The 16,085-nt window shown below is 68.5% G+C and carries 21 protein-coding genes; 8 read left to right on the top strand and 13 right to left on the bottom strand.

Going from position 1 to position 16,085, the window contains the following annotated elements; all coding sequences use genetic code 11:
* The 11 genes from VI078_03585 to VI078_03535 form a co-directional block, all read right to left on the bottom strand.
* On the bottom strand, window positions 1–284 hold a 284-nt coding region (locus VI078_03585; GenBank protein HEY5998366.1), incomplete at its 3' end, for a hypothetical protein.
* A 33-nt stretch (window positions 285–317) separates the two neighbouring features.
* A complete protein-coding gene (locus tag VI078_03580) occupies window positions 318–569 on the bottom strand; it encodes a sulfurtransferase TusA family protein (protein ID HEY5998365.1) in 252 nt (83 codons plus the stop codon).
* A 40-nt stretch (window positions 570–609) separates the two neighbouring features.
* Entirely contained in the window at window positions 610–2,070 is a 1,461-nt protein-coding gene (locus tag VI078_03575; protein HEY5998364.1) for a YeeE/YedE family protein, read from the bottom strand.
* Window positions 2,071–2,305: 235 nt separating this feature from the next.
* Window positions 2,306–2,608, bottom strand: coding sequence for a DsrE family protein (locus VI078_03570; GenBank protein ID HEY5998363.1), 303 nt, complete (start codon window positions 2,606–2,608; stop codon window positions 2,306–2,308).
* Window positions 2,609–2,619: 11 nt separating this feature from the next.
* Window positions 2,620–2,787: a hypothetical protein gene (locus VI078_03565; GenBank protein HEY5998362.1), complete on the bottom strand. Its 168-nt coding sequence runs from the start codon at window positions 2,785–2,787 to the stop codon at window positions 2,620–2,622.
* 27 nt (window positions 2,788–2,814) lie between these two features.
* On the bottom strand, window positions 2,815–3,087 hold the full coding sequence (locus tag VI078_03560; protein HEY5998361.1) for a hypothetical protein: 273 nt from the start codon (window positions 3,085–3,087) through the stop codon (window positions 2,815–2,817).
* Window positions 3,088–3,139: 52 nt separating this feature from the next.
* Window positions 3,140–3,637, bottom strand: coding sequence for a rhodanese-like domain-containing protein (locus VI078_03555; protein HEY5998360.1), 498 nt, complete (start codon window positions 3,635–3,637; stop codon window positions 3,140–3,142).
* A gap of 354 nt (window positions 3,638–3,991) precedes the next feature.
* The gene (locus tag VI078_03550; GenBank protein HEY5998359.1) at window positions 3,992–5,071 is read right to left on the bottom strand and encodes a YeeE/YedE family protein; all 1,080 of its coding nucleotides are present in this window, start codon (window positions 5,069–5,071) and stop codon (window positions 3,992–3,994) included.
* Between the two features lie 10 nt (window positions 5,072–5,081).
* On the bottom strand, window positions 5,082–5,594 hold the full coding sequence (locus VI078_03545; protein ID HEY5998358.1) for a universal stress protein: 513 nt from the start codon (window positions 5,592–5,594) through the stop codon (window positions 5,082–5,084).
* Window positions 5,595–5,632: 38 nt separating this feature from the next.
* Window positions 5,633–6,160 carry a universal stress protein gene (locus VI078_03540; GenBank protein HEY5998357.1) on the bottom strand — a complete coding sequence of 176 codons (528 nt, stop codon included), beginning with the start codon at window positions 6,158–6,160 and terminating at the stop codon, window positions 5,633–5,635.
* A 59-nt stretch (window positions 6,161–6,219) separates the two neighbouring features.
* Window positions 6,220–6,780, bottom strand: a complete 561-nt coding sequence (locus tag VI078_03535) for a universal stress protein (protein HEY5998356.1) — start codon at window positions 6,778–6,780, stop codon at window positions 6,220–6,222.
* A 211-nt stretch (window positions 6,781–6,991) separates the two neighbouring features.
* On the opposite strand from VI078_03535, the gene VI078_03530 reads away from it, so the two are divergent.
* The 8 genes from VI078_03530 to VI078_03495 all read left to right on the top strand — a co-directional run bounded on the left by VI078_03530 (window position 6,992) and on the right by VI078_03495 (window position 13,770).
* The gene (locus VI078_03530; GenBank protein HEY5998355.1) at window positions 6,992–8,347 is read left to right on the top strand and encodes a sigma 54-interacting transcriptional regulator; all 1,356 of its coding nucleotides are present in this window, start codon (window positions 6,992–6,994) and stop codon (window positions 8,345–8,347) included.
* 149 nt (window positions 8,348–8,496) lie between these two features.
* Window positions 8,497–8,922 (top strand): hypothetical protein, encoded by a 426-nt coding sequence (locus VI078_03525; GenBank protein HEY5998354.1) that lies wholly within the window; start codon window positions 8,497–8,499, stop codon window positions 8,920–8,922.
* Window positions 8,923–9,351: 429 nt separating this feature from the next.
* On the top strand, window positions 9,352–10,389 hold the full coding sequence (locus VI078_03520) for a YncE family protein (protein HEY5998353.1): 1,038 nt from the start codon (window positions 9,352–9,354) through the stop codon (window positions 10,387–10,389).
* 106 nt (window positions 10,390–10,495) lie between these two features.
* Complete coding sequence (locus VI078_03515; GenBank protein HEY5998352.1) at window positions 10,496–11,692, top strand: FtsX-like permease family protein; 1,197 nt, start codon at window positions 10,496–10,498, stop codon at window positions 11,690–11,692.
* Window positions 11,689–12,294, top strand: a complete 606-nt coding sequence (locus VI078_03510; GenBank protein HEY5998351.1) for a tetratricopeptide repeat protein — start codon at window positions 11,689–11,691, stop codon at window positions 12,292–12,294. Before VI078_03515 ends, VI078_03510 begins: the two co-directional genes overlap by 4 nt.
* Complete coding sequence (locus VI078_03505) at window positions 12,291–12,713, top strand: hypothetical protein (GenBank protein HEY5998350.1); 423 nt, start codon at window positions 12,291–12,293, stop codon at window positions 12,711–12,713. Before VI078_03510 ends, VI078_03505 begins: the two co-directional genes overlap by 4 nt.
* A complete protein-coding gene (locus VI078_03500) occupies window positions 12,710–13,111 on the top strand; it encodes a DUF4418 family protein (GenBank protein ID HEY5998349.1) in 402 nt (133 codons plus the stop codon). The genes VI078_03505 and VI078_03500 overlap by 4 nt, the downstream gene beginning before the upstream one ends.
* Window positions 13,108–13,770: an ABC transporter ATP-binding protein gene (locus VI078_03495; GenBank protein HEY5998348.1), complete on the top strand. Its 663-nt coding sequence runs from the start codon at window positions 13,108–13,110 to the stop codon at window positions 13,768–13,770. The genes VI078_03500 and VI078_03495 overlap by 4 nt, the downstream gene beginning before the upstream one ends.
* A 417-nt stretch (window positions 13,771–14,187) precedes the next feature.
* On the opposite strand, the gene VI078_03490 is transcribed toward VI078_03495, so the two are convergent.
* A complete protein-coding gene (locus VI078_03490) occupies window positions 14,188–15,282 on the bottom strand; it encodes a radical SAM protein (protein HEY5998347.1) in 1,095 nt (364 codons plus the stop codon).
* A gap of 6 nt (window positions 15,283–15,288) precedes the next feature.
* On the bottom strand, window positions 15,289–16,085 hold a 797-nt coding region (locus VI078_03485), incomplete at its 5' end, for a glycosyltransferase family 2 protein (GenBank protein HEY5998346.1).

Raw genomic sequence — 16,085 nt, 5'->3', positions numbered from 1 at the left:
GGTGCGCCGTAGCCGCCCGAAGCGGGCGCCGGCGCCGCCGGCGCACCATAGCCCCCGGACGCCGGAGCGGCGGGGGCGGCTGAGCCATAGCCGCCCGCAGCGGGAGCGGACTTCGCCGCTCCGTAGCCACCGGCAGCGGGGGCCGCCGCCGTCGTCGAGCCGTAGCCGCCCGCCGCGGCGGACCCGCTCGCGACAGCGACCGGGCGGCCGGACTGACTGTAGATGATCAGGAAACCGATGATGACCGCCACCAGCCCGATGATCACTGTCCTTGCCGACTTCATGCCATCCCTCCGCGTCCGTGGCGCCCCGCAGGGCTACCCCTTCTGGATCTTGAGGTAGATCTTGCCACCCTCGGTCTTGCGCTCGAGCACTTCGTTGCCCACCTGGTCGCACATCTGGACGATCGTCTCGACGGACGAGGGGTTGTCAAGCACGACCTGCACGGTGTCACCCTCGGCCATCTTCTCGAGCGACTTCTTGGTGTAGATCTGGGGGTGGGGGCAGACGTAGCCGCAGACGTCGAGCAGGTACGTGCCGTCGCCGGTCTTCTCGAACTTCATCGCCATGAGAACATCCTCCCCTGCGTGTGATTGCCGAATCCGCCGCCTAGAACGACTCCATCTCCTTGGCCATCTTGCGCTCGGACCACCAGTTGAAGAACTTGACGCCGAAGTAGGCGCCGCCGACCATCCCGGCGCCGTAGAGCCAGCCGCTGGGGTCGCCGCCCGCGACCCGGATGAAGAAGGCGCCGATGTTGCAGCCGAGGGCCGGGCGGGACCCCAGGCCCATCAGCATCCCGCCCGCGAGGGCCCAGACCCAGAGCTCGCCCTTGGGCATCTTGAACTTGAACTCGTTGCTCAGGCGCGCCATGACCATCGCGCCGAAGATGATCCCGATCGACATCCAGAGTGCCGGGTTGCGCCAGGGCTCGGGCAGGCCGTTGTTCACGCCGAAGAAGATGTTGTCGCGCATGTTCCAGCCGAACTTCTCCAGGATCCAGCCGCCGAGCTGGCCCTCCTGGCTGGTGATGTACCAGTAGCCGGGGTCGAACATCGTTCCCCAGGCCCCGATCTCGCCGGGCTTGAGGTGGATCTGGCCGGCGTCGTTCATCCGGTTCAGGATCTGGGCGAAGTTCGTGATGCCGAAGCGCAGCTGCATCCCCTTGATCACGAGGATGTGCAGGCCGGCCACGATGCCGATGACCACGCCCATCATGGTGGTGCGCTTGGAGGCGGTGATCATGGCCCAGAGCCCGGCGACCTCGTCGCCGAAGCCGGTCGCGCCGCCCTTGGCCTTCGCCCGCTTCTTGATGAAGCCCTTGCGGCTGTAGAACCAGTAGATGACCACGAGCACCAGCGCGGCCGGGATGAGGGTGCAGATCAGGGCGTCGGCGATGAAATACTTGGAGATCCCCGGCAGCGCGGCCGAAACCGCCTTGGTGTGGGAGAGCTGGACGGTCGGCTGGTCCCAGACGTACCCGGCCAGGAAGGTGTCGAAGGACGAGGTCACCTTGTCGGCGGGGAGCGCCCCGGAGGCCACCTTGGCGGCCGCGGCGGCCTTCCAGCTCGCGGGCATGAGGAAGTCGAACCACTTCACGTCGACGAAGATCGCCTGGCCGATGCACAGGCCGAAGAAGGCGACAACGGCGGAGGTCATGTTCCCTTCGCCGATCTTGTAGAGCGAACCGGAGGCGCAGCCCCCCGAGAGCACCATGCCGACGCCGAAGATGAGGCCGGCGATCAGCGTGTGGACGCCGAAGGGCGCGGGGTGGAACGTGCTCATGTGGGTCGACTGGAGCGTCGCCTGGATCAGACTGAAGAACATGAGCGCGACGAGCACGCCCACGGCCATGCGCGGGACTCCCGCGGCGAAGAGATCGCGCGATGCCGAGGCCATGCAGAAGCGGCCGTACTGGAGCATCATGCCGTACGCAAACCCGAACCAGATGTAGACGACGACGTAGATGTAGTACTGGCTCACATTGTAGTAGGCGAGGCTGATGAGCATGAGCATGCCGGTGATCAGGTAGGCCCACACGGCGTTCTTCTTCTCGTCCGCTTCCGCCACGGTCTCACCCTCCCTTGTTCGCGCCCACAGACTCAACCATACCGATGGGAATCCTTCCGCAAGTTCCATGCCATCGGGCACTTGCGAGAGCACGGAGGGGGAATCCCGGTTTTCTTCCCCGCGCGGCAGGCATGGTGAGAGACTTCACAATCACAAGACTTTCTGGCGGACAGAATGACATGCGCCCCTGACAACATGTCATGACGGGTTAACGTCCGCGTTCAGTCTCCCTCCCCTAGAGGACGATGAGGCGGTCCACCTCGTGGTTCATCGTCGCGTTCTCGAACTGGCTGCCGCAGGATATGGATCCGGGCAGCGACGCCGGCTTGGTCCCGAGGTGCTGGGCGCTGTGGTCGCAGAACGCCATGGTGACGCCCGTCTTGCCGCTGACCGCCGCGAACGCGGGATCGGAGAGCAGCCGGGTGCCGTCGTCCATCGCGAAGATGTCGACCGTGTGCCCCTGCGCCAGCGCGGCGTCCGTGATGCCGAGCACCGCGGCCAGCTGCGTGTTCGTGTTGACGAAGATGCCGAGCTTCATGTCCCTTCCCCCTACCAGCTGATGACGCGGTCCGCGGCGAAGATGCGGGTGACGATCGCCGCGTAGTCCCGGTCGGTGCGCAGGTCGATCACCGTCGTGTCGTGGGCGGCCCGGTGCGCGTCCACGATGGCGCGCTCGGTGGGGGAGAGGTCCTTCTTGATCAGGTGGAGTATCTTCAACGCCGTTCCTCCTTCCGCGCCCGGCGGCTAGTACGGGATGATGTTGTCGTGCTGCGCCAGCAGCTCGGCGATCGCCGCGTTGCTCAGCAGCTCCAGCTCCGGGTTCTCGGGGGTGTTGGTGTAGACGTGCTGGTCCATGTCCTTGAGCAGCTCGATGTTCGCCGCGTTCTCCGGCGTCGCCTCCACCTTGCGGTCGAGCACGAAGACGCTCACCGCGTCGTCGGCCAGGATCATCCCCGCCGACATGCGCAACGCCTCGCTCTGCCGGTCGCGGACCAGGATCGCGATCTTCTTCTGCATGCCCGTCTCCTCCTCGTGTGTCAGCCGCCGTCGGCCCGCTTCGGCGGGCGCCTCACTCGACGGGGTAGTTCGCCTCCCCGAGGGCCTTCTGCATGAACTGGCCGCCGAAGTACCCCTTGGCCCAGGAGCTCATGCCGTACTTGAGCGACACGACGTTGTAGCCGAGCGCGCGCAGCGGGAGGATGGGGAGCGCCGTCGTCTGCCCCGTGACGCAGACCAGGACGATCTTCTTGTCCTTGGGGAGCTTCTTGATGTTCTCGTCCTTGAGGATCTGGTCGACCGGGATCCAGATCGAGCCCGGGATCTTCCCGCCCTGCTGGCCGGGACCGGCGGGGGGGGCGATCCGGACGTCGACGACGAGGAAGTCGTTCTTCTTCTCGGAGATCATCTTCGCGAGGTCCGCCGCCTTGATCTGGAACTCGCCCTCGGCGGGCGCCTTCTGGAGGATCTCGTTCATGCGCTTGATCAGGTCGTCGCCGGCGGCCCGGGCTCCGCACGGGAGCAGCAAAGCGAAGACCAGAGCGAACAGTGTTGCCGATGCCTTCTTCATGAGCGTTCTCCCTTCCGGCCCGATCCCGCCCAGCAGGTCGGGCTCAAGACAGTCCAACCGTTCTCGCTGCGTTCCCTGCACTCCCGTCGCTCGTCGTGAGTGGCTCCTCCATGCCACGCCTCAGCAACCTAAGCAAGACACATGCCCTGCCACGTGGCGCCCGGGCCGGCGGTCCGACGCCGGCGCGCCGCCGGTACTCCCTGCTTAGCGGGAGTTCCGGGCTTTGTCAAATCCAAAGAAAAGAAATCAGGTACGGAGGGAGGCGCGGTGGGACCACCGCGGCGGAAGCGAGAGGCGGAAAGGGCCGGCCGCCGCCGCGCCAGGACGGGCGGAGGCGACCGGCCGCAGGACGAGCTAGTCCATGTCCTCCATGGGCTTGATGAACTTGAAGTAGACCATGGTCCAGTTGCCGAGGATGATCGCGCTGATGGCCACGAGGCTGGAGACCGCCATCGTCGACATCCCGGTCACGCCGTGCCCGAGGTTGCAGCCTCCGGCGATGACGGCGCCGATGCCCATGAGGATGCTGCCGAAGAAGACGGTCAGCGCCTCCTTGGCCGGCGGGGTCTTCCACTTGAACTCCTTGAGGCTGACGGCGCTCAGGTACGCCCCAAGGGGCACCGCGAAGATGAAGGGCACGCCCCAGGTCCCGTTGAAGATGCCGAAGAAGCTGAACTCCGGGAAGGGCGAGTAGGAGTGGTTGAAGAGCAGGGAGGAGAAGGCCTCCCGCAGCGGCGTGGTGATCGCGAGGCCGCGCGGCATCCCGCCGAACCTGGAGGAGACCCACCAGGCGCCGGCGGTGAGCAGCCCGAGCAGCAGGCCGGTCAGCCCCCAGCTGTAGCCCTTGCCGCTCTTGCCGAAGGTGGGCTTGCCCATGAAGACGAAGACCAGCACCGCCGCGCAGAAGACCGCGATCGTCGCCCACTTCGCCGTGGGACTCCCGCCGAAGAGGTCCCAGATGGCCGGGTTCGTGACGCCGCCGATCGGCATCGTGAGGCCGGAGAGGAACTTCTGCGCCGGGCTGATCATCCCGGTCTGCGTCATCACGATCCCGAAGAAGAAGCCGAACGTGGCGATCAGGGCCGAGACCTGCCCCTCGCCGAGGCGGTAGACGATGCCGCTGGCGCACCCGCCGGCCAGCACGATCCCCAGCCCGAAGAGGAAGCCGCCGGCGATGTTCGCCACCGGGACGAAGTTCTGGCGCAGGAGCGTGTAGGACACCACCTGCTGGGCCTGGGCGCTGTAGCCCGCGAGCCACCCCATCTGCTCCAGGAAGTTGGCCCCGATGATCGCCACGACGACCGCGAGCAGGTAGGCCCGGAACATGGTGTAGTCCTTGATGAAGATGACGTCGCGGAACGCCGTGTTCAGGCAGAAGCGGCCGCGCTGCATGACGAAGCCGAGGGCCCCGCCCATCACGACCGCGGTGAGCACCGATAGAAAACTACCGTGCAGCATACGCCTCCCTCCAGGCCAGGGCGGCCTCCCCGCCGCCGCTGTTCGTCACGACGAGCACCGGGACGCGCGCCCCGCGCTCGACCTCCTTCGTCACCGAGCCGGAAATCAGCTGGTCCATGGCCGTGCCGCCGTTGCTGCCGAGCACGATGAGGTCCACCTGCCTTTCCGCCGCCACCTTCAGGATCTCCTCCGCCGGCGCGCCCTCGCGGACCATCGTCCGGACGTTCCGCACGCCGAGCGCCTCGAGCTTCGAGCGGCAGAACGCGAGGATGGCGCCGGTCCGCTCGTCGAGCCGCTCCTTGAACGGCGTGTCCTGGATCGCCTCCCGCAGGGTCGCCATCTCGGCCTCGCCCAGCATCTCGAGCATCAGGGTCTTCCCCCCCAGCTGCTCGACGTGCAGGAGGATCACTTCCTCCGCCGGCCGCACGATGCTCCCGCACACGGCGAAGATGTCGCGGGTCCCGCGGCTGCCGTCGACCGGGATCAGTATCCGCTTCATCGCCACGCTCCCTTCTTCCTCCCGGGTTCGCCCGGGGGTCAGCACTGCTCGTTCAGGACCAGCGACTTGAGGCCGCCCTCGGCCTGCGCCTCCGCCGACCCCGCCGCGCCGTTGACCACGACCACGGGGATCGAGGCGTTCAGCTGCAGCTCGCGGCTGACGCTCCCGCTGATGAGCCGGTCGAGCCCCTGCGTGCCGTTGCTCCCGGCGATGATGAGATCCGCGCCCTCCTCGGCGGCCACCTTGAGGATCTGCTCCGCCGGGATGCCCTCGCGGCAGACGGTCTTGATCCGGAAGAGCCCGCGGGTCTCGAACTCCCTCTTGTAGTGCGCCAGGACCCGCTCCGCCCTGCGGTCGAGGGCGTCCTTGTGCTCGGTCCCCTCCAGCGCCTCGCGCAGGGTCGCGAGCTCCGCCTCCCCGAGCATGTCGATCATCAGCGACCGGCCCTCGAGGCGCTGCACATAGAGCAGGATCACTTCCTCGGGCGGCCGCACCAGATTGCGGAAGATGGTGAGCACGCCGCTCGAGCCCTTGCTTTCGTCCACTGCCACCAGGATCTTCTTCATGGTTCCCGTTTCCTCCCTTGCGTTTGCCAATCGTTGTCGTGCCTGCGTGCCCGCGGTCCCTAGGGGACGACGAACCGCAGCAGAAAGAGTCCGAGCGCGACGCAGGAGCAGACCGCGATCGCGGCGCGCGCGTCGCTCCAGCTGTAGGGTTCCTCGCAGACGACCACCCGGCGCGCGCGCATGACCGGGACGCCCGCCAGCTCTTCGACCTCGGCGGCCACGCTGCCGGTGATCAGGCGGTCCAGGCGGTTCTTCCGGCTGGCGCCCAGGATGACGAGGTCCGCCTTCTCCTCGGACGCCACGGCCAGGATCTCGTCGGCCGGGCGGCCGGCGCGCACGAGACCCCGCACCGCGGTGCCCGGCGCCGCCAGACGGGAGCCGTAGTGCTCGAGGATCCTGGCGGCACGCTCGTCCAGGGCCCGCTGGTGCTCCGTGCCGGCGAGCGCGCCCTTGAGGGTGGCCAGCTCGGCGTCGCCAAGCATGTCGATCATGGCGGTGTCGCCCTCGAGGCGCTGCACGTGAAGAAGGACCACCTCGTCCGGGCGCCGCAGCAGGTGCGCATAGGTCGAAAGGACGGCCTGGGTGGCACGGGTACCGTCAACCGCTATTAACACTTTCATTCCGCCTTCACTCCCTCCGGTCTCGCCAGGTTGCTCCAAAATCGTTCAATCCAATCACGTAATCTGACTGTAGCAAGTGCCGTGCCAAATTGTATGTAACATCAAATATCAGTATTATCAGTATATTATGAGTTGTAATAACGTTCTGTTGACGTCGTTAATGTTAAGATGTAGATTAACGCTAACACATGAACGTAACGGAGAGATGAACATGATCATCGAGGCACTTGCCAAGGACCCGCGGTTCTTCCTCAACGTCTTCGAGACCATGCGCGACGGCATGATGGTGATCGACGAGGACGGGAAGATACTGTTCTTCAACAAGGCCGCGGAAGAGATCAGCGGCTTCTCGCGCGAAGAGGTGATCGGCAAGTCCTGCATGATCCTGGACTCCGACACCTGCGTGGTGCTCACCGACGAGGGAAAGCAGAAGAAGTGCGAGCTCTTCAAGGCCGGGTCGATCTGCAACAAGCGCTGTCGCATCCGGGCCAAGGACGGCAAGGGGGTGTACCTGCTCAAGAACGCCTCCGTGCTGCGCGACGAGACGGGGGCGATCATCGGCGCGGTCGAGACCATGACCGACGTGACCTCGCTCTACATGAAGGAGCTGGAGCTCGAGGAGCTCAAGGAGGAGCTGCGCCAGGAGTACTGGTTCATGGGGCTGCTGGGGTGGAGCAGCCCCATGCAGCGGCTCTACGAGCAGATCCGCAACGCCGCGCTCAGCGAGGCGCCGGTGCTCATCACCGGCGAGAGCGGCACGGGCAAGAACCTGACCGCGAACGCCATCCACGCCCTGGGCCGGCGCCGGGAGAAGCCTTTCATCAAGCTCAACTGCTCGGCGCTCAACGAGAACCTGCTCGAGAGCGAGCTCTTCGGCCACCGGAGGGGTTCGTTCACCGGCGCACTTCGCGACCGGGTCGGGAGGTTCGAGGCCGCGGACGGGGGAAGCATCCTCCTCGACGAGATCGGCGACATGTCGCCGCTGATGCAGGCGAAGCTGCTCCGGGTCCTCGAGGAGAAGGTGGTCGAGCGCGTGGGGGAGAACGAGGCGATCCCCGTCGACGTGCGGATCATCTCGGCCACGAACCGGGACCTGCCCGGGCTGATCCGTGCCGGCAGCTTCCGGGAGGACCTCTTCTACCGCATCAGCGCCATCCCGGTCCGGACGCCGGCGCTGCGCGAGCGCGCCGACGACGTCCCGACGCTGACCGCGCACTTCCTGAAGAAGATCTCGATCGTCAACAACAAGGAGGTCCGCCGCGTGAGCGCGCGCGCCATGGACATCCTGTGCCAGTACCGCTGGCCCGGCAACGTGCGCCAGCTCATCAGCGCCCTCGAGCACTCGGCCATCACCTGCAGCGGCGACACCGTCGAGCTCTCCGACCTCCCCGACTACCTCTTCCAGGGCCAGCCGGGCCAGGAGCCGGCGGTGCAGCAGGGCGACGAGCGGGGCCGCATCACCGCCGCGCTCGCGCAGTTCAAGGGCAACAAGACGCTCGCGGCCAAGCACCTGGGCATCAGCCGCGTCACGCTCTGGAAGAAGCTCAAGGCGATGAGCCTGGGCTAGGGTTTCCCCCGCCGTGCCCCGGGGCAGGGCGCTGGGCCGCGCGGGCTTGAGAACCGCCCGCCGCGGAGGTATGGTGAGTCACCCGCGGCGCTCGTCCCCCGGGACACGCCGGCAGCCGGCAGGCGACATCGACGAAGAGGAGGGACTGAATGGCTCCTGGAGGCTTTCGTCCGCTGCGGTGGTTTGCCGCGATCCTCGCACTCGCCGCCCTGGCGTCCGCCGCCTACGTCTGGTTCGTGCTCACCTGGAGCTTCTCCGCCGGCGAGCGCGCCGGCTACGTCCAGAAGCTCTCGAAGAAGGGGTGGCTCTGCAAGACCTGGGAGGGGGAGATGGCCCTCGTGTCCATGCCCGGCACGGTGGCCGAGAAGTTCCCCTTCACCGTCCGCAGCGACGAGGTCGCGCGGCGCATCAACGAGTCGATCGGCGCCCGGGTGGCCCTGACCTACGAGCAGCACGTGGGCATCCCGACGAGCTGCTTCGGCGAGACGGGATACTTCGTGACGGCGGTGAAGATCGTCCAGGAGCCGGGATTCCTTCCGGGGGGATCTGCGGCGCCCGCCCCTCCAGGCCACTGACCGCAGCGGCCGTACCCGCTCGCCCGCGCGCGGCGCCCAAGTCGTCAAGATCTGCGTGCGATGCTGATGTCTGCCCCGAAGCCGCCCAGAAAATCAATCAACTTGCTAATATTGTGCGTGCATTCACCAACCATTGATTTCTTATTCACAATACAACAATTCCTATTTACTTCATTGACAATGAAATAAATCCAAACTAAATTCCTAGGCGTATGGTTACGAAAGACGGTGATGGATGCCCTGATCCACGCACTCGTCCAGGCGAGAGCAGCAATCTCCGCCCGTCTTCGAGACTCACCGTGAACGTACTGCATCAGGGAGGTGGTAGACGGTAGAGACGATCGACGCAGTTGGCCACGGCGACGGATTGGGCAGGCAACAGGACGCGCGAGGCGACTCGCGGCTGACATGGGGGAAGGAGAAGAAGGCATGATGAAGAAGGCATTGGCTGGGACGCTGGGTGCGATGCTCGTGATGGCGGTCGCTCTGTGCGGTTCGAAGGTGGCCGCGGCCGGGGAGCTCAAGGGGACGGCGTACATCGCCGGCCATGGCGGGCATCTCGCTGTCGTCGACCTTTCGACGCTGCGCGAGCCGACAGAGGATAGCGACCGGATCGTCATCACCGAGGCCGGTTCGGAGATGGAAGGCAAGATCGCCGGCATGGATTTTGAGAAGTCGAAGGCCGGCGGCGGATCCCACGGCAGCGCGCTCGTCGGCAGCAAGCTCGTGGTCGGGCTGCTCAACGGCAAGGTCGTCATCTACGACCTGGAGAGCAAGAAGAAGAGCGAGGCCATGGACGTCGGCAAGAAGTTCTGCGACGTCATCGTCGGCCCGGACGGACTGCTCTACATGGAGGACATGGCGGACGGCAACGTCTACGTCTGGGACTCCAAGACGCTGAAGACCGTCGACAAGATGCCCGTCGGCGCCGCTCTCTGCGGCATCGCCTGGACGAAGAACAAGGAGAAGGCGTACATCTCCGACATGCCGCTCGGCCTCGTCTACGTCATCGACTGGAAGACCAAGCAGAAGATCGCGACGATCTCCGACCCGGCCATGACGTTCATCCACCAGATCACGATGGCCCCGGATGGGGAGCACCTCTGGGTGACGGCGCCGAACGAGTACGGGCCGCAGGGCCCCGGCAAGCCCAACCTCGGCCCGCGCAACCAGAAGCCGCAGATCGTGGTCATCGACACCAAGACGGACAAGGTCGTCGAGAAGATCGTCCTCCCGGACGAGGTGAACCTCCACGACGTGGAGTTCTCGCCGGACGGCAAGACCGCCCTGCTGCCGGCCCGGACCTACGGGAACGACAGCATCCTGGCGCTCATGGACGTCGAGACCCGGAAGGTGACGAAGGAAGTTTCCCTGTGCCTCGCCTGCCACAAGAAGGAGGGCGTCGAGGTCACGATGGACAACAAGTCCCCGCTGCTCTGCGGCATCGTGGTGGACTGGAAGAAGTAGCGAACCGACCGGGGACGCCGGCGCGCGGGCAGGCCCCGCCGCCGGCGTTTCCGTCTCCGGCGGGGCGCATCGCCCGCGCTGGCGCCGCATCAAGTAAGATAGAGCCATGAATATCACGACGCTGGCGCGCCGCAACCTGAAGCGCAAGTCCGCCCGCACGTGGCTGCTGCTGGCGATCGTCGCCGTCGTCTCGTGCACGCTCTTCTCGGCGACGCTCTTCCTCAAGAGCATCAACAACGCGCTGCGCCTGGGCACGTACCGGCTCGGCGCGGACATCCTGGTCGTGCCGCACGAGGCCGAGGGGGTCGCGCGCGAGGCGCTGCTCTCGGGCCACCCGACGCAGTTCGTGATGGACCGCGCGGTCCTCGACCAGGTGCGGGCGGTCGACGGCGTCAAGGCCGTGACGCCCCAGCTCTTCATCCAGCCCACGAGCTTCACCTGCTGCTTCAACGTCGACGTCTTCCTCGTGGCGTTCGACCCCGACACGGACTTCACCGTTCGCCCGTGGCTCAAGAAGCACCTCGGGCGCCCGCTCGCGCTCTGGGAGGTCATCACCGGGCGCGAGATCCCGGTGGTGCCCGGCAACGAGATCCCGTTCTTCGGCTCGGGTTTCCGCGTGGCGGGCACGATGGAGCGCACCGGCATGGACTTCTTCGACCGGGCCGCTTTCATGAGCATGGAGTCGGCCTACCGGATGGCCGAGGCCTCCAAAGGGGCGGCCGTCAAGCCGCTGGAGATCGGGCGGGACAAGATCTCGACGGTGCTGGTGCAGATCAACGACGACATGACCCCGGACCGGGTCGCGATCCGTATCGAGCACGACGTGCCGGGCGTGAAGGCGATCGCCTCGGACACGGTCATCAGCACGGTGCGCCACCAACTCGGGGGCCTGATCCGCGCGATATTCGTCATCAGCGCCGTCCTCTGGGGGATCGTCCTGCTGATCATGGGCTTCGCCTTCTCGATGATCGTCAACGAGCGGCGTCGGGAGATCGGCCTGCTGCGGGCCATGGGCGCGGCCCGCGGGCAGCTCACGCGGGTGATCCTCACCGAGGCCGGGCTGCTCTCGACGGCCGGCGGCGCCGCCGGCGTGGTCCTCGGCTACAGCATCCTCCTGAGCTTCAAGGGGCTGATGCTGCACCACCTGCGCCTGCCGTACCTGTTCCCGGAGACGCAGGACCTGGTCCTGCTCACCGCCGGGGCGTTGGTGATCGCGCTCGCCACCGGGCTGCTTTCGGCGCTGCTGCCGGCCTGGTCGGCGGTCCGGTCGGAACCCTACGAAGCGATACGGAGCTCGGAATGACCAGACTGCGCCTGCTCGCGGCCGCCCTGGCGGTCCTGACGACCCTCGCGGCCTGCTCGGAGAAGCCGCAGCCGCCCCCGGAGGCCCGGACGCCGGTCCGCGACGAGATGGCGGAGCTCCAGGAGACCGTGCGGGCCAACCCCCGGGACACGGACTCCTGGATGCACATCGCCGACCTCTACGAGCGCGGGCAGGCCTTCGAGAAGGAGGCCGACGCGCTGCTCAAGGTGCTGGCGATCGAGCCCGGCCGCAGCTTTGCGCACCTCAAGCTCGGCAACACGTACAATCGCCTCGGCCGCTACGAGGACGCCGTCGCCTCGTACCTGGAGGCGAAGAAGGCGCGGCCCAACGACCCCGTGCTCTACAACAACCTCGCATTCTCCTACGGCAAGCTCGGCCGGACGAAGGAGCAGATCGCGGCGCTGCGCCAGGCCGTCGCCCTGCGGCCGCGGTACGCGACGGCACGCGTGAACCTCGGACGGGCGCTCCTGCACGCCGGGGACCGCGCGGGCGCGCAGGAGCAGTACGAAGCGCTGCGCGTCTTCGACGAGACGGCCGCCGATTCCCTCAAGGGGGACCTGGACGGGGGGCGCAAGCCGTGAGGCGGCTCGTCCTCGCCGCCGCGCTCGCTTTCGCCCTCTGCGGGCTCGCCGTCCTGCGGGCCGCACGGGCGGCGGACGCCGCGCCGGAGCCACAGAGCTTCACGTGCGCCGAGTGCGGCATGACCGGGCAGGGTGCCGGCCGCTTCACCGCGCGGCTGGTCGCCGCCGGCGTCGCCAGCTACTTCTGCGATATCGGCGATCTGGTCGCGTTCATCAAGCGCACGCACCCGGCGGGCTTCGCCGCCGCGGTGCGGGACTTCCCTTCCGGCGAATGGATCGACGCGGGCGCGGCCCGGTTCGTCGTCGACAAGAAGGCGTACGCGACGCCGATGGGCTGGGGCGTCGCCGCCTTCCGCGACGCGGCTGCGGCGCCCGGCCCGACCCTGGACTTCGGGCAGCTCCAGCAGGCCCTGCCATGAGGATCGCCGCCGCCCTGGCCGCCGTCCTCGGCGGCGCGCTCCTGCTCGCCGTGCCGCGGTTCGTCTTCCCGACGTGCGAGCAGCTCGGGCGCGGCCGCATGCACTGCACCGACGCGGCGCGCGCGGAGTACGTCGCGGGCGCGCTGCTCCTGGGGGCTGGCGCGGGGCTGTTCGCGCTGCGGCAGCGCGGCGCCGCCATGGCGCTGACGGCGCTCGCCGCGGCTGTCTGCGTCGCGGCGGTCGTCGCGCCCGGCATCACGCGCTACTGTGCCAATCCCGACATGCCGTGCCACTACGGCATGGTGCCGAGCGTCCGGTTCATCGGCAGCGCCGTGGGCCTGGTGCAGGTCGCGGCGCTGGTCTCGCTCGCGCGCCGCGGCACGGGGGGCGGGTCGTGATCGAGCTGCGGCAGGTCTCGAGGACCTACACGGTGTCCCGCGAGCCGGTCCGCGCGGTGAGCACGCTGGACCTGACGATACCGGACGGCCAGTTCGTCTCGATCGTCGGCCACTCCGGCAGCGGCAAGAGCACGCTGCTCTCGCTGATCGGCGGGCTGGCCCGGCCGGACACCGGGACGGTGACGATCGACGGCGTCGACATCTGGGGCTTCGACGACCACGCCCGCTCGCGGCTGCGCAACGAGAAATTCGGGTTCATCTACCAGTTCGCGAGCCTGCTGCCGACGCTGACCGCGGCGGAGAACGTCCTGCTGCCCACGGCCTTCGGGGCGGTGCGGCCGCGGGCGGAGGCCGTCCGCCTGCTCGAGCGCGTCGGTCTCGGCGACAAGACGAATCGCTACCCCTCGCAGCTTTCCGGCGGCGAGCAGCAGCGAGTTGCGATCGCCCGCGCCTTCATCAACGCGCCGCGCATCGTCCTGGCCGATGAGCCCACCGGCGAGCTGGACGAGGAGACGGAAGGCTCGATCATGGCCTTCCTCCAGGAGGTCAACGCCGGCGGCGGCGTGACGATCGTCATGGTGACCCACAGCTCCGAGCTGGCGCTGCGCGCCGGGCGGCGCCTCCGCATGAAGCAGGGCACCGTCGAGGAGCTCGGGTAGCCCGCGGCATTCACGCGGGCCTTTTCCGCCCTGACTGCGTTGCTGCTCGCGTCGCTCGTGCGGCGGCCACCAGGCCGCCTCCTCGCGCGCTGCGCGGCTGCCTTGTCAGGACGAAAAATTCCCGCGTGACTGCGCGCGGGCAGCCTTGTCCCGAAGACGAGGCGCGTTGTGTGACCGTTGCCCTCGCTCCCGCTGGGCAATGGAACCGAGGTCGGGGTTCACGTCGACGATTGCGCGCAGCCGTTCGTGTGGCCCTCGCTCCCGCTGGGCAATGGAACCGGGCCCGACGTGGGACAGGCTGCCCGAGTCGGCAGGGAGCGTCCTGATTCGTCCTGGCAAGGCAGGGCTGATGCCCGCGCGGAGGTGGCCTGGTGGCCACCGCACAAGCGAGGCGAAGACCAACGCCGCCAGGGCGGATCAGGGCCTCGCTGCCGACCCGGGCTGACGGACATATTCGCGGAGGAGGGCGGGCCAGTGGCGGAGGTCGAAGAGAATGTTCGTCATCATGGTGCACTCGTGCGTGCACCAGCACTCCCCGCGCGCGATGGCCGCGAGCACTGCGCGTCCGCGCGGCGACGCGACGGTGGCCCGCACGTCGAGACCGTGCTCCCGGACGTTGCCCAGGCGCAGCGAGAAATCCTCGCAGGGGAAGAGCTCGCCACGTTCGTCGAGGACGAGGTTGAGCCGCCCGGCGTGGCAGGGGACGACGCGCCCGCGGCGCGCGAGCGTCTCGGCGATGAGGTGCCGCTGGAGCACGTCCTGCGCCGCCTTGAGCCGGGCGCCCGCGAAGCGGTAGCGCGGCTGCGAACCTTCGCGCAGGCCCCGGGCGAGGGCCTCGGCCGCCTCGCGGTAGCGCCGCGCGTCGATCGCGCCCAGCGCCGGGTCGGGCAGTTCCCCGCGCACCAGGCTCAGCGTGTGCGTGTTGACCCCTTCGAGACGGGCGACCTCGGCGAAGGTCTCGCCGACGGTCCCCTCGTTCGCCGCGCAGAGCACGGTGTTGACGCCGACCTCCAGGCGCGGCTCGCGTGCCGCGATTCGCCGCAGCAGCGCGAGGGACTCCAGCACCCGCGCGTGCGCCCCGGGCACCCCGCGCAGGCGGTCGTGGACTTCCGCGGGGCCGTCGAGCGAGAGCTTGACCGCGAGCGTGCTGCGCGGGGCCGCGGCGAGCAGGCCCTCCACGGCCGCGGCCGTGCGCCCCGGGTCCAGCGCGTTCGTCGAGAGCAGGACGAAGACCGGGCGGCAGTGGCGGGCGAACGCCGCGGCGATCTCCGCCAGGTCCGCGCGCAGCGTCGGCTCGCCGCCGGAGAAGGCCAGCCAGAGGAGCGGGCCGACGGTCGGCGCGAGCCGCTCGATCTCCGCGACGGAGAGCTCGGGGGCCTCCGCCGCGGCGCGGCCGCGCGAAAAGCAGAAGGGGCACCGGGCGTCGCAGCGACGCGTCACGAAGAAGGTCAGGTGCAGCGGCCGCTTGACGAGCAGGGCGCCGGCGTGGCGCAGCGGCGAGTGCGTTCGCACGGTCCCCTACCGTCCCGCCGCGTCGCGCGCGAGGTCCGCGAACCCCTGCGCCGTGCCCACGGCGATCGCCGCCGGGTAAAGGGTGACAAGGTAGAGGGAGGCGGCGGCCGCGAAGCCGGCCCCCCGCGCCGCGGCGAAGGCGCGCGCCAGGCCGGCATTGGCCGCCACACCGCCGAGGGCGCAGAGGGGGGCCGCGAGCGCCAGCCCCGGCAGTCGCAGCGCCGCGGCCGCCGCGAGGCCGGCCCAGCCGATGCCGGCCAGCGCCACCGCTGCCTTGAGCCCCCGCGACGCGGTCCCGGAGTCGGCGAGCAGGTCGCGGTTGCGCGCGGAGTAGCGCACCCAGAAGCGCGTCTTTCGCGCGGCGTTGCGCAGACTCCCGGCGAGGCCGAAACCGAAGTCGTGGCGCACGCGCAGGCCCGGGTCGATCCGCAGCCGGTACCCGGCGCGGCGCAGCCGGTGGCTCAGCTCGACGTCCTCGAGGATCGGCAGGAAGCCCTCGTCGAAGCCGCCGCAGGCGCGGAAGTCGGCGGCGCGGATCGCCAGCGCGTGCGTCGCGATGTAGTCGGGGTCGTCAGGCCGCCGCGTCTCGTGGAAGTTGACGAACACCGCCTGGAACGCCGGGAAGAAGCCGTGATCGGCCGGCGCCGTGTCGTAGGTCCCGCCGAGCACCGTCCGCGGGCCCGCCGCTTCGAGGGCCGCCGCGGCGTGCGCCGGCGCGCCGCGCGGAAGCAGACAGTCGGCGTCGGTGAAGAAGAGCACCTCGCCCGCGGCCGCCGCGGCCCCGGCGTTGCGCGCGGCCGCGG

This window comes from bacterium (genome assembly GCA_036524115.1).
Taxonomy (GTDB): Bacteria; JAUVQV01; JAUVQV01; order JAUVQV01; family DATDCY01; genus DATDCY01.
Note: the sequence above shows the minus strand (reverse complement) of the source record. Positions and strands in the feature narration are given on the sequence as shown.

Bases quoted from the DNA above. Each gene is read 5' to 3' on its own strand.
- VI078_03580 (HEY5998365.1), bottom strand. From the start codon at position 569: ATGGCGATGAAGTTCGAGAAGACCGGCGACGGCACGTACCTGCTCGAC.
- VI078_03570 (HEY5998363.1), bottom strand. From the start codon at position 2,608: ATGAAGCTCGGCATCTTCGTCAACACGAACACGCAGCTGGCCGCGGTG.
- VI078_03560 (HEY5998361.1), bottom strand. From the start codon at position 3,087: ATGCAGAAGAAGATCGCGATCCTGGTCCGCGACCGGCAGAGCGAGGCG.
- VI078_03555 (HEY5998360.1), bottom strand. From the start codon at position 3,637: ATGAAGAAGGCATCGGCAACACTGTTCGCTCTGGTCTTCGCTTTGCTG.
- VI078_03545 (HEY5998358.1), bottom strand. From the start codon at position 5,594: ATGAAGCGGATACTGATCCCGGTCGACGGCAGCCGCGGGACCCGCGAC.
- VI078_03540 (HEY5998357.1), bottom strand. From the start codon at position 6,160: ATGAAGAAGATCCTGGTGGCAGTGGACGAAAGCAAGGGCTCGAGCGGC.
- VI078_03535 (HEY5998356.1), bottom strand. From the start codon at position 6,780: ATGAAAGTGTTAATAGCGGTTGACGGTACCCGTGCCACCCAGGCCGTC.
- VI078_03530 (HEY5998355.1), top strand. From the start codon at position 6,992: ATGATCATCGAGGCACTTGCCAAGGACCCGCGGTTCTTCCTCAACGTC.
- VI078_03525 (HEY5998354.1), top strand. From the start codon at position 8,497: ATGGCTCCTGGAGGCTTTCGTCCGCTGCGGTGGTTTGCCGCGATCCTC.
- VI078_03520 (HEY5998353.1), top strand. From the start codon at position 9,352: ATGATGAAGAAGGCATTGGCTGGGACGCTGGGTGCGATGCTCGTGATG.
- VI078_03515 (HEY5998352.1), top strand. From the start codon at position 10,496: ATGAATATCACGACGCTGGCGCGCCGCAACCTGAAGCGCAAGTCCGCC.
- VI078_03510 (HEY5998351.1), top strand. From the start codon at position 11,689: ATGACCAGACTGCGCCTGCTCGCGGCCGCCCTGGCGGTCCTGACGACC.
- VI078_03500 (HEY5998349.1), top strand. From the start codon at position 12,710: ATGAGGATCGCCGCCGCCCTGGCCGCCGTCCTCGGCGGCGCGCTCCTG.